This window comes from Niallia circulans NBRC 13626 (genome assembly GCF_001591585.1).
In the GTDB taxonomy this organism is placed as follows: Bacteria; Bacillota; Bacilli; order Bacillales; family Cytobacillaceae; genus Niallia; species Niallia circulans.
The window spans coordinates 1-12,078 of sequence record NZ_BCVE01000008.1; the positions used below are offsets into that span (position 1 = coordinate 1).

The 12,078-nt window shown below is 34.2% G+C and carries 10 protein-coding genes, 2 pseudogenes and 1 riboswitch; of the genes and pseudogenes, 2 read left to right on the forward strand and 10 right to left on the reverse strand.

What is annotated here, in order from left to right:
* Positions 1–390, reverse strand: a 390-nt coding sequence (locus tag BCI01S_RS11715; protein ID WP_156485420.1) for a response regulator, incomplete at its 3' end; no start/stop codon positions are given.
* A 140-nt stretch (positions 391–530) separates the two neighbouring features.
* Positions 531–1,087: pseudogene (locus BCI01S_RS25925) on the reverse strand (recombinase family protein); the annotation flags it as partial.
* A 157-nt stretch (positions 1,088–1,244) separates the two neighbouring features.
* Between BCI01S_RS25925 and BCI01S_RS26350 the strand changes: the two are divergent.
* Both BCI01S_RS26350 and BCI01S_RS11725 read left to right on the forward strand, forming a co-directional pair.
* Positions 1,245–1,480 (forward strand): annotated as a pseudogene (locus BCI01S_RS26350) (DUF4158 domain-containing protein); the annotation flags it as partial.
* Between the two features lie 113 nt (positions 1,481–1,593).
* A complete protein-coding gene (locus BCI01S_RS11725) occupies positions 1,594–2,727 on the forward strand; it encodes a serine hydrolase (RefSeq protein ID WP_309325199.1) in 1,134 nt (377 codons plus the stop codon).
* Between the two features lie 372 nt (positions 2,728–3,099).
* Here BCI01S_RS11725 and BCI01S_RS11730 read toward each other — a convergent pair whose 3' ends face one another.
* The 8 genes from BCI01S_RS11730 to BCI01S_RS11765 form a co-directional block, all read right to left on the reverse strand.
* Complete coding sequence (locus tag BCI01S_RS11730) at positions 3,100–4,122, reverse strand: STAS domain-containing protein (RefSeq protein WP_053215738.1); 1,023 nt, start codon at positions 4,120–4,122, stop codon at positions 3,100–3,102.
* A gap of 67 nt (positions 4,123–4,189) precedes the next feature.
* On the reverse strand, positions 4,190–4,780 hold the full coding sequence (locus BCI01S_RS11735) for a hypothetical protein (protein WP_061798799.1): 591 nt from the start codon (positions 4,778–4,780) through the stop codon (positions 4,190–4,192).
* Between the two features lie 150 nt (positions 4,781–4,930).
* On the reverse strand, positions 4,931–6,268 hold the full coding sequence (locus BCI01S_RS11740; RefSeq protein ID WP_061798801.1) for a DEAD/DEAH box helicase: 1,338 nt from the start codon (positions 6,266–6,268) through the stop codon (positions 4,931–4,933).
* Positions 6,269–6,424: 156 nt separating this feature from the next.
* Positions 6,425–7,483, reverse strand: a complete 1,059-nt coding sequence (gene murG / locus BCI01S_RS11745) for an undecaprenyldiphospho-muramoylpentapeptide beta-N-acetylglucosaminyltransferase (RefSeq protein ID WP_061798803.1) — start codon at positions 7,481–7,483, stop codon at positions 6,425–6,427.
* A gap of 97 nt (positions 7,484–7,580) precedes the next feature.
* Positions 7,581–8,381: a Cof-type HAD-IIB family hydrolase gene (locus BCI01S_RS11750; protein ID WP_047943460.1), complete on the reverse strand. Its 801-nt coding sequence runs from the start codon at positions 8,379–8,381 to the stop codon at positions 7,581–7,583.
* Between the two features lie 102 nt (positions 8,382–8,483).
* Positions 8,484–9,464, reverse strand: coding sequence for a ring-cleaving dioxygenase (locus tag BCI01S_RS11755; protein WP_061798805.1), 981 nt, complete (start codon positions 9,462–9,464; stop codon positions 8,484–8,486).
* Between the two features lie 146 nt (positions 9,465–9,610).
* A complete protein-coding gene (locus tag BCI01S_RS11760; protein ID WP_061798807.1) occupies positions 9,611–10,366 on the reverse strand; it encodes an exodeoxyribonuclease III in 756 nt (251 codons plus the stop codon).
* Positions 10,367–10,586: 220 nt separating this feature from the next.
* Positions 10,587–11,351 carry an MBL fold metallo-hydrolase gene (locus BCI01S_RS11765; RefSeq protein WP_061798812.1) on the reverse strand — a complete coding sequence of 255 codons (765 nt, stop codon included), beginning with the start codon at positions 11,349–11,351 and terminating at the stop codon, positions 10,587–10,589.
* A gap of 178 nt (positions 11,352–11,529) precedes the next feature.
* Positions 11,530–11,686: riboswitch (FMN riboswitch) on the forward strand.
* Positions 11,687–12,078: the final 392 nt, after the last annotated feature.

Here is a 12,078-nt window from a genome sequence, read left to right on the forward strand (position 1 = left end):
ATCTTCTATTTTGTTTTCATCATCCGAAATATGCTTTGTTCGCCTTAAAATGGCATTTATCTTCGCCAATAAAATTCCTACACTGAAAGGTTTTGTCACATAATCATCCGCACCTAGTTCCATGCCTCTGATTTGTTCACCCTCTTCACTTCGTGCTGATAAGATAATGATAGGCATTGTGTGACTTTTTCTAATTCGTTTCAAATAATAAAAGCCATCAAATGACGGTAAATTGATATCAAGTATAATTAGTTTAGGTTCAATTTGATCAACGGTATCCAAAATACGATCAAAATCTTCAACAGTAAATACTTCGTAGTCGTAAGCAGTCAAATACTTTTTTATATATTTTATCAACTTCAAATCGTCCTCTATTAGAAGTATTCTCATCACTTACCTCCAAGATTATTAATACTGGGTCTAACTCTGTTTTTCTACTGTATGTCTATTCCTAAAATTTCACTATTTAGTAGACTAAGTTTACTAATGCTCACTAAAATATATAACATAATGATTACTTTTTCACCTACCAATGTTCTATCCAGTGCAGCTCTAGTTACATTTATAATTTTACAAATTTATTTACGGCATACCTCTTTCTTTATATAGCTCTACTGCAAAATTCATTCCTGAGTGATTTTTATGATCTTTCTTTAACCAGCCTTTAAACTTACCTTTCTTTCTTAGCCAGATCAATCTCTTCACGTTGGCGCATACGGATAAGATCTAACTCTAATTAGTTAACTCAAGCCGTTACTGTAAGAAGAATTGGCTGTATGGATTATCCTTTGATAAATCTAGCCATGTCTCCTTGATTGATTTTAAGCTTGCCTTTTACTCCGTATTAAATCAATCATTACAAATAAACCTTATGTACTTCGAGTGATTCGAGTTAGGTTGGTAAAATAAATAATGTCACTTTTCTGTAAATCCTCTAACACTTTTTGAAATTGTTCACGATTTTTTGCTGCTCCAAAAACTTTTTCTTCGTATAGAAAATATCCATTGCGATTTCGTTCCATTGCTCAAATTACCTTGATGAATATTGGCTAGTCGAACTGACACGAATATAACCGATTAGTCGCAATACATTACCTCGTTGTTAGTCTTATGAGATACTGTTAACTATGATTTTATCAGTCTACTACACTTGTATCAATAGAGTTAATTAACTGAATAATTACGGAAATGAGATGATAGCGAGAGGCAGAAAATTGCTTACTCAGGAGCAGTGACAGGCTCTTATGCAAATTCTTGAAGATGAATGGATATTGTGAACCTACTACGCTTTTTCCAAACGAGATTTAGAAATCATTAATATGTGAAGAAGAGAAGTTAAACCGTTTGGGTTCTTATCCCGGATGTCCATACACTCTTGATCAAAAGCATCCCAGACTCAGTGTTACATTATACAAGGAAACAAATAGGTGCCACTCTATCTTCGCTCAGCCTTTATCCTCTAAAAAGAAAGACACTTTGGGCTAATTGGTGATTATGAAGAAGAGAATAAAATAACATTTTTAAAATGGAACTTTTCTATCTCATTAATCGTAGATAGATTATAAATAAAAAAGGAGAGAGATTGCCTTGAAAATGACACTCTGGATTATAGTAGGAATTATTATTTTGTTAAGTTTCATGATAGGAATTGGAATTTATATGTTTAAGAAAGAAATCACCAAGAAGGAACCTGAATATATTTTTCAATTTATTAAAGAGAATGCAAAAAGTGAAAGAGTTTCACTTTCAATCAATTATAATAAACAAAAGTGGGTAGAAGTTAATCAAAATAAACAGTTACCTTTAGCAAGCACTGTAAAAATTATTATCGCCATGGAATATGCACGACAAGCAGCACAGGGGAAAATTGATCCGCTACAAGAAGTAAGTTTAGAGGAACTAAACACCTTTTATATTCCTAAAACCGATGGAGGAGCACATGATGCTTGGATTGCTAACCTAAACGATGGTAAAGAGACAAATAAAGTTCATTTAAGTGAAGTAGCTAAGGGAATGATTGCTTATAGCTCAAATGCAAATACCGAATACTTAATTAATGTGCTAGGGCTTCAAAACATCAATACTTTCCTAGAAAACTTAGGTATTTCAAATCATGAACCTTTGTATCCGATAGTAAGTGCATTGTTTATCCCTACCCAGCTAATGAATGAGCAAAAATTATCTAAACAAGAAATGCTAGAAGCAATGAAAAGTATGGATATTTCTGAATATCGTAAAAGAGCGATGGATATACACAATAAATGGCTAAACCACCCACCAACTGCTGAAGAAAAAAAACAAATAGTGAAGAATTTAGACATGGATGTTCAAAGAATATGGTCCAATCGTTTACCACGATCAACTTCAGAGGATTATGTATATATTATGGAAAAACTAAATAACAAAACATATTTTGATAAAGATACATATAAATATCTTGATCCAGTAATGGAACAGTTAATGGAAAATCCAAACAATCGAGAATGGCTTGTTCATGCCGGGCAAAAGGGCGGATCTACAGCGTTTATTATTACAACGGCAATGTATGCTACAGATAAAGACGGTAACCAGACAGAATTGGCCTTTTTTGCAAATGATTTGACTTCATTAGAACAAACAAAACTATCTCGAAATTTGAATGGCTTTAAACTGAAATTTTTAAAAGACGCTGAATTTCGCACACTAATACAAAAAGAATTATCTATACTAGAAAGTCGAATTCCTTAATGTTGATAGGAATTCGACTTTCTAGATGGTAACTTACTGCGTATGATATCCTCATTTAGTTGCAGACCCTATTATGTTCTTGAGATGTTAATTCCCCCTGCCGTTATCCAGATAGGCGCGTTTAGTTGTTTTCTTTAACATATTCTTCAAGAATTTTAGAAATTCCATAGTTAAATTTCTCTCAGATCCAATTTGTTTAAGAGAATCCTTAACCTGAATATATATTTCTAAAAACATTTTGAGAATAATACATAAGATGCATCGATGTTATTGCAGGCACTCTCTTTATCGGATAAAACAAAAACCCATCGCTTAGCAGAAAGGTTAATTCTCCTATGCTATGGGGATGGATAACTCTTATACTTCGTTGACTCAGGGTTGTTTCTCAATCCGATAGCCAAGTGCTTCAATTGCATACTCAATACCTTGTTCTAATGTTGCAAAGGTATGGATATCTTTTAAATCTACACCTGATTGGATAATTTGCACACTTAAATCTGGATTAATTCCTACGAGGACGCATTCTCCGCCAATTAATTCAATTGCCTTAACCAATTCTTGCAGTCGGAAAATAATAAACTGATCGAATTCGCTTATTCCCGTTAAATCAAGAAGTAAATAACTTGCTCGACGTTCGGAAAATTCCTGCAAACCTTTTTGCAGTAAATCTTCAAAACGCTCTTCATTAAATTTCCCGATTAGAGGAATGGCTAGGATGCCCTTCATAACAGGCATGACTGGTGTAGATAAATGCCTGATCAAAGTGGATAGCTCTTTCGTCCGATTCTCAACCATTGTTTCTAATTCTGTAATGTATTTTGTTTCTTTCCCTCTTGCTAGTTCATGGACACTTTGATGGGGAGTATGGTCAGAAACGAATATGTTTAATTCATCATATTCATCTCCCCTCGTTTGACTTTTAGTTAACTCATACCACATCTTCTCTTTAAATAGTCCGCTAAAAACACCTGCCCAATGACTCGGTAATAAAACAGCAGATTGGTTTGGATTTAAAGATTGGAAGATTCGGTGCTCCCATGAATTTTTCAAACGTACCGTTACCGTTTGCTTGTCTTTGTTAAACGCTGTTATCGTTACATTTCCCCAGCCCGCACTGGAATATATTTCACTATATTTCTTGATAATTTCTTCAATGGAAAAGCGATTTTGATAATAATCATTTACTAATAGCCCCATCCGGAAACCAGTTGTCTCAAAAACGGCGTTAGATGCATCAGGACCAGAAATTTCCATGATAGTACTTAAAAATATTTCAAATGCATTATCCCAAAATAAAAGAGCCGGTGCGCCATCAAAATGGAAAACACCGTTTTCGCTATTCCATGAAAATTCACTGGATTCGATCTGAATTTTTTGATTTGATTCTTTTGTCAAACCTCTCCCTCGCTTTCATACATTCGTAAATGTTTCTAATTCTATCTGGTATTAAAACAAAAAAGTACTATGCGGATAATTTTTCGTTTAAAGAAAATAAAAATAAATAAGCTAATTTTAACGCATCGCCGATTTGCATTTCTTTATGGAAGCCATTGATTTTTTCTAACGGGAAATTGACATCCCAAACTCCATCGTTACCATTGAACATTAAATGGAAAGACGTATCATCTCCTGTTAGTTGATTCTCCATAAATGCTCGAATTTCTTTTTCTGTTTTTTTAGGACTCTTTAATCCACATAAAACTTCATAGGTACCAAAAACAGAATCGACTTCTAAGGACATTGAATCGACAGAGACAATGTCAAATGCTTTTGTCTCTACATAGAGATAAATGTCTATATTTCTCTCTAAATAGTCTACAGTATCCTCAAGAATCCTTTCTTGAGCGTTTTCCTGCACAACTTCGTCTGTTTCTTTATTGGCAAGCTCCATATATAAATCAGAAAAGCGCTCAGCTGTCTGTTCCATCACCATATGATCGTCCACAAGGCCAACTTTTCTAACATAATTCATTTCCTCTTCGAAAAGAACTACTTTCCCTCCGTTTTGTGATTTGCACTCTTCTATATACTTATTCATTTCGTTTTTTAACAATGGAATGAACTCCTTTCTCTATACAATTGTTTCTTTTTTATATTTTTGTCTGGTGGAAAAACCACCTTTGGAACTAAGAATTAGGGTAATACGCTTAAAATTCTCCCTTTAAATCCTTAAAAGGACCTTCAAGCAAATCGCATGCCTTCTTTATCTTTTTCCATTTCGTTTTTTAGGTTTCGCCCATTTTTTTGTTGGAGATTGGGTTGAATTTCCCCTATGTTTATTATTTGTTGAAAGTGGCTTACGCTTATTGTCACTCCCCTTTTTTTCTGATGGAGACGAACGAAAATCTTCGCCCTTATTTTTTGTATGGCTTTGTTTTTTGTAAGACTTTTTAGCTGGTTGTGATTCTTCCCTTTTTTTAGTTGAATCTTTCTTTTTGGGTTGCTGTATTTTTTCAATTTTTATATCTAATTGATTCTCTATTGAATCTAACAATGGTCTATCATCAGATGAATAAAAGGTAACCGCATATCCTTCTGTACCAGCTCTTCCTGTTCTGCCGATTCGGTGGACATAAGACTCCGCATCTTGAGGAATATCATAATTATATACATGTGTAATTCCATCAATATCTAAGCCTCTTGCTGCTACATCTGTCGCAATTAACAATTGAAATTTTCCATCGCGAAATGCTTTCATTACTTGCTCTCTTTTTGTCTGCGATAAATCTCCGTGTAATTGGCCACAGCTAAATTTATTTGCAAGTAATACTTCGTATAATTTAGTTACACGACGTTTCGTACGGCAGAAAATGACTGCCATATACGGATTCGCTTCCTTCACTAAGGTCATTAATGTACCTTGCTTGGCACGATCAGTTGTATGTATACTAACTTGCTTAACGGTTTTTGCAGGTCCTTGTTTTGCTTCAACAGTAAAATAGTCGGCATTTTTCGTATATTTCTTCGCAAGCTTTTCGACTTCCTTTGAAATAGTCGCAGAAAATAGCATTGTTTGTCTTGATTCAGGGATACGTCGTATAATATAGCTAATCTCCTCTAAAAAGCCAATATGAAGCATTTGATCTGCTTCATCTAATACAAAATAGGAGATTTTGCTTAAGTCGATTGTTCCTCGTTTTATATGGTCAATTAATCTACCTGGTGTCGCTACGACTATGGAAACGTCTTTTTGTAAGACTTTCAATTGTTTTTCGACATCTTGTCCCCCATATACAGCAAGAACATTTATTGCTTCTTGTTTCATTTTCATGATTTCATTTGTTATTTGAATAGCAAGTTCTCTAGTTGGTGTTAAGATTAGAGTTTGAATATGATTTGCATCGATACTCATTTTTTCTAAAATCGGCAATATAAAAGCAAAAGTCTTTCCTGTACCTGTTTGTGCTTGTGCGATTACATCACTACCTTTAAGGAGCGGTGTAATAACCTTTGCTTGAATAGGGGTTGGCTGTTTTATTCCTTGTTTATGGAGTTTTTCTATGATTGTTGAAGACAATCCAATGTCTGTAAATGATTGCATGGATTTTACCTACTTTCCGTTCAAATATACGAATTCCATTTTCTTATTTTGGCTTTTTCTATCAAAATTATCAAGTGAAATCATCTTCTGCATAATGAAAAAGACTACAAGTAGAGAGGAAGATGCAAACTCTACCTATAGCCTGATACATGTATATTAATAGCGATTTAATTCTTTTATAATTTCTTCTAAAGCATTTTTGCTTTTGTTCTTTTCCATCTTTTCTGTCATACGTTGCTTGTTTTCTTGCATTTGTTTTAAGGTATGAAGAAAATGCTCTTTTGTTAATGATTCCTCTTCTATCATATAGGAGTAACCATTTTCCGTAAAGACCTTCCCATTTAATATTTGATCTCCTCTGCTTTGCTGTTTGGTTAATGGAATAATAAGCATAGGAATTTTTAAGGCAAGAAATTCAAAAATAGAATTAGATCCGCCTCTCGTAATAACGAATTCTGTAACTGCTAGGATATCAGCTAATTCATTATAGACATACTCAAATTGTTTGTATCCATTTATCCCTGCATGCTCTTCTGAAAGATTTCCTTTCCCACATAGATGCACAATTTGATAGGATTGTAATAATGTATCTAAATTATCTCGAACGATTTCATTTATTTTCTTTGCCCCTAAGCTGCCCCCCATAATCGTAAGAATCGGCTTTTGACTAGTAAAACCAAGGAATAGTTTCCCTTTAGAGGCAGATCCAGTTAATATTTCTTTTCGAATTGGAGAACCGATTGCTTTGCTTTTTTCTTTTGGCAGATAATGTAAGGTTTCATCAAAAGATGTAAAAATTTTCGAAGCAAAACGGACAGATAACTTATTAGCTAAACCGGGTGTTAGATCACTCTCATGAAGAATGACAGGGATTTTCAATTGACGGGCTGCGATGACAACAGGTACAGATACAAATCCACCTTTTGAGAAAACAACATTTGGTTTGATTTTCTTTAAAATTTTTCTTGCGTCATAACAGCCTTTCATTACTTTGAATATATCTTTTATATTTTCTTTTGATAAATATCTTCTTAATTTGCCACTCGAAATAGAATAATATGGGATGTCAATCTTTTCGATTAAGTCCTTTTCAATACCCGCTTTACTGCCAATATACGAAATATCCCAGTCCTGTTTATTTAATTCATTTATGATAGCGATATTAGGGGTAACGTGGCCGGCAGATCCCCCGCCTGTAAACACAATTTTCTTCAAAGTAGATTCGACTCCTATTCTTCGTATCGATTTTCACAGCGAAAAAGCCAGAAGTTAGTATAGAGATCCCGGCTTTAACTAGTCTAATATATGATGGTTACACTAATTTCAGAATCTTTTCAATGGCGTATGCAAACCCATCCTCATTATTACTTTTAGTGACGTCACTTGCTCTTTTTTTGATTTCTTCAGGAGCATTTTCCATGGCAAAAGATCTTGTTGATACTTCAAATTGTGTAATATCATTACCTCCATCACCAAAGGAGTAAATCTCATTAAAAGTAAGATTCCGAAGTTTTTCATACCGTCTTATCGCTTTCCCTTTTTGTGCTTCACTTGATGTGATTTCACAGTTGTTAGGAAAAGAAGAGGAAAACGAAATAGTCTCATATTTTCTAAGCACTTCTTTAACGTGATCGATTTTGTCTAGTTGTGTTTCATCGACAACGGCGATTAACTTATAAATTTTTACATCCTTTAAATGCAGGATCGCTTCATAATCTTGTTGATCAAAGAGTGCTTGAATCTCATCCCAAGATTTGCCGCGAAGCATTGGCAATGTTCCTGGAAATCCACCTTGATTCGTATAAACTAGAACTCCTACTTCCAAGTTTTGTAATGCTTTAAGCAAAGTTTGATATAAATCAATGGAAATTTGTGTTTCATATAATAGCTTTCCTGTTTGGTCATACATCATGCTGCCATTTAAACAAAAAATGGGAAGTTCTAATTCTTTTACGCCGTCTACTTTAATAACATCTGCGTATTGACGTCCTGTATTTAAAATTACTTCTATATGTTCATCCTTTAATTTCTGGATAATCGTGCGATTTGCTTCAGATATTTGATGATGGTCATCTAGTAAGGTACCATCTAAATCTATTGATACGCATTTCATTATTCGTTTTTCCCCCTAGTAATTCTAACAATTGTTTTCTTTCAATATTGTAGCATATTTGCATACTGCTTTGTCTTTTCCGTTTATCGTTTCGGTTAGCTATTACTTTTCTTTTCTACGTGTTTCTAATGGTTCTAGGATTGCCTCAATATCTAACCGCTTAGACTCTAAAAATGGTGGAAGGGCAAGAGATTCACCTAAATGTTCTAGATCTTCGTCTGTCGCAAATCCAGGACCATCTGTGGCAATTTCAAACAAGATTCCATTCGGATCTCTAAAATACAGTGATTTAAAATAAAAACGATCTACATATCCTGAGTTTTGAAAGCGAGCATTATTCACCTTTTCAATCCAATAATAAAGTTCTTCCTCATTATCCGCTCGTAAAGCTACATGATGAACGCCACCTCTGCCAAGACGCTGCACTTTCAAATCATTTCGCTCCTCTAGATGAATCTCCGCCCCAGAGCCACCCTCACCTGTTTCGAATACCAGAATAGGTGGTTGATTCTCCATAGTGGATGGATACGAAGTTTTTAAGCGGAATCCAAGTAAATCAGTTAAAACGCTAATAGTTGCTTCTGGACGTCTTACCGTTAATTGTACTGGTCCAAGACCTGTAATCGCAAACTCTGCTGGTATAGAACTCTTTGCCCAAGGTATACCAGCCTTCACCCCATTATCGTTTTCATCAGATACTAAAAAGAACCGTTGTGTTTCAAAATCTCTAAATTCTAATGTTAATCTGCCTGCTCTCTCTAGGATTTCTCCGTGTTTAACATTGTATTCTTCGAACCGTTTTAGCCAAAATTCTAATGCTTTATCACATGGAACACGTAAAGAAGTAGCAGAAATACTGCTTACTCCTTCTCTATTAAGAGCCATATGGGGAATTTCAAAAAATGTTAGTTCTGTTCCTGGTCTGCCTTGCTCATCCCCATAAAATAAATGATAAACAGAGGGGTTATCTTGATTGACTGTTTTCTTTATGAGCCGTAGACCTAAAATATTTGTATAAAAAGAGTGATTTTCTTTTGCTTTTGCCGTCATCGCAGAAACGTGATGAATTCCTTTTAAATTCATTTGCGGTTTGCTCCTTCTAAATTATGTATAATGAAAAGGATTTAATTTTATTTTAACTGGATTGATATCTGCATACCAAAAAAGGGCATCTGTACCATATTTGTTTCCTGACATGATAGTATAATAAAGATGCCCTGTTCATTAAATTATATTTCTAAATCAAGTTGTACAGGACAATGATCGCTTCCCATTATATCACAATGAATAGTTACATCTTGGATTCGCTCCTTTAATAGGTTAGAAACGATAAAATAGTCAATACGCCAGCCAATATTTCTTTCTCTTACTTTCGCCATATAACTCCACCATGTGTAGACATCTGTTCGCTCTGGGTATAGATATCGAAAGCTATCAACAAACCCTAATTCAAGTAAGCTTGTCATTTCGTTTCTTTCTTCTGACGTGAATCCCGAGTTTCCAATATTCGGCTTCGGATTTTTCAAATCTATCTCTTGGTGAGCCACATTTAAATCCCCACAATAAATAACAGGTTTAATACCTTCTAATGATAATATATAGTTCTTTAGTTGTTTTTCCCATTCAACACGATAAGATAATCTGCTTAAATCTCGCTTTGAATTAGGGGTATATACATTCAGTAGGAAGAAGTCTTTAAATTCCAAGGTAATGGCTCTTCCTTCCACTTCCTCAAAGTCTTCCCCAATGCCATATTGAACAGAAAGGGGCTTTTTCTTTGTAAAAACGGCTGTTCCTGAATAGCCCTTTCTTTCTGCATAATTCCAAAACTGATGATAGCCTTCTAATTCAAGTTTAATTTGTCCTTCTTGTAACTTTGTCTCTTGAAGACAAAAGATATCTGCATCTATTTGCTGGAAAAAATCAAGAAAGCCTTTTTTAACACAAGCTCTTATTCCATTAACATTCCAAGTTACTAATTTCATGTAATTTACTCCTAACTATATCAATCTTCTAATTATTAAGGGTATCATGAAATAGCTATTCATTAAAGGATTATATCTTGGCAGAAAATGACGCTGTAGACCATCTCAAAATGTTAGAGAAAAATAAAAAGACAAATCGATTTTTCCTAATCATCTATAAATAGGAATGGAAAAATAATGATTTGTCTATTTTTAGTTTACATAACTTTATTATGATAAATTAAATTTCTTTTACTAAATTCTCTGTACTATACTGATAAAGAAGTTCCCTAATTCCCTGCCTTATTTCAGCCCCATACATTGGCATACCATGTCCTGTATATAAAGTCTGCGGTTCTAGCGCTAATAGCTTTTCTATTGATTGGAAGCTAGTATTTATATCTGGTGTAAAGTATGCTGGTGGGCCATGAATCTTTTTTTTCTGAGTTAAAACGGCAAATAATGACTCTTGTTTTACTGTAATCAGTGCATCCCCTGCTAGAAGCAGCCGATCTTTTTCTCTAAATAAGGAAATATGTCCTTCCGTGTGTCCTGGCGTATGAATCCATTTCCAATCATCTAAATATGGTAAGGAACTAGTACTTGAAATAGGCCTGATACTGGAATGAAAATCAATGCCATCTCGCGGGTAAAATGGTGAAAGAAAGGACATCATCCCTTTTTCCCTTAATGGTGTAGGTGGAGGATATTTCTTCTTGCTTTCTAAATAGGGAATTTCTTTTTCATGTATATATACAGGAACATTCCATTTCTTAACGAGTGTTTGTAATGCGCCGATATGATCAAAATGAGCATGAGTTAGAATGATTGCTAATGGTTTCTTTCCCTTGAAAAGTTGATTTGTATTTTTCAAAATAAATGGCGCAGAATAAGGAACGCCTGTATCGATAAGTACCCACTCATCCTTCCTAGCTCCTAATCCAGCTATATATGCTATATTTGCAATTGCTGTACGATAGCCAAAAACATTTTCTGCAATTTTCATTTTTGTGCCTCCACTTTTTCTTTTAGTATGACCAATTCAATAAAAGAAACACCTTATTGAGATTATTTTTCCCTTTACTAGAAGTGCAAATATTGTACTTGAAAGAAAATATTTGATAATTAAAAGGAAAAGGTGTACGATACAGTTAATTAAATAGTTATGATTACACATTATGTGTGATCGCCTTCGGGGTCGGGTGAAATTCCCAACCGGCGGTGATGAGTGGACGTAAAACTCTAAGCCCGTGACCCGTTTTATAAGAGTTAAATTTATAAAACGGTGGATTTGGTGAGAAACCAAAGCCGACAGTAAAGTCTGGATGGGAGAAGGCAAATAACAATAAACAAAATGGTATGATTGATAGAATCAAAAGAATGAATGACTCACCTTTCTTTTTCTGTTTTTCTATAGATATATTTTGTTGTATTTGAGGTGCTGTAATAAGGGTATTCACAGCTGAAGTAATTTCTTCTAAATATACTGAATCTTAGATGGATCTTTTTTCGAAAAGAATGGTGAATTGTCCATTGACAGCGTTATTTACAAACAACAATCTATAAAAAACAGCTATTCTATCGTCCACCACGTTTATTTAAGTATGTATTTGACCCCGTATATGTTTATTATACGGGGTTTTATTTTGTATTTTTTATGGATTTTAAGAGTATTTTTTTGTCACCATAAAAATGATTGACCCCTTGCTATTTAAGAGCTATAAATACAATCT

Excerpts from the sequence above, each read along its gene's own strand:
- BCI01S_RS11755 (WP_061798805.1), bottom strand. The coding sequence starts at position 9,464 with ATGAATTTAAAAGGAATTCATCACGTTTCTGCGATGACGGCAAAAGCA.
- BCI01S_RS11750 (WP_047943460.1), bottom strand. The coding sequence starts at position 8,381 with ATGAAATGCGTATCAATAGATTTAGATGGTACCTTACTAGATGACCAT.
- BCI01S_RS11760 (WP_061798807.1), bottom strand. The coding sequence starts at position 10,366 with ATGAAATTAGTAACTTGGAATGTTAATGGAATAAGAGCTTGTGTTAAA.
- BCI01S_RS11725 (WP_309325199.1), top strand. The coding sequence starts at position 1,594 with ATGACACTCTGGATTATAGTAGGAATTATTATTTTGTTAAGTTTCATG.
- BCI01S_RS11740 (WP_061798801.1), bottom strand. The coding sequence starts at position 6,268 with ATGCAATCATTTACAGACATTGGATTGTCTTCAACAATCATAGAAAAA.
- BCI01S_RS11765 (WP_061798812.1), bottom strand. The coding sequence starts at position 11,351 with ATGAAAATTGCAGAAAATGTTTTTGGCTATCGTACAGCAATTGCAAAT.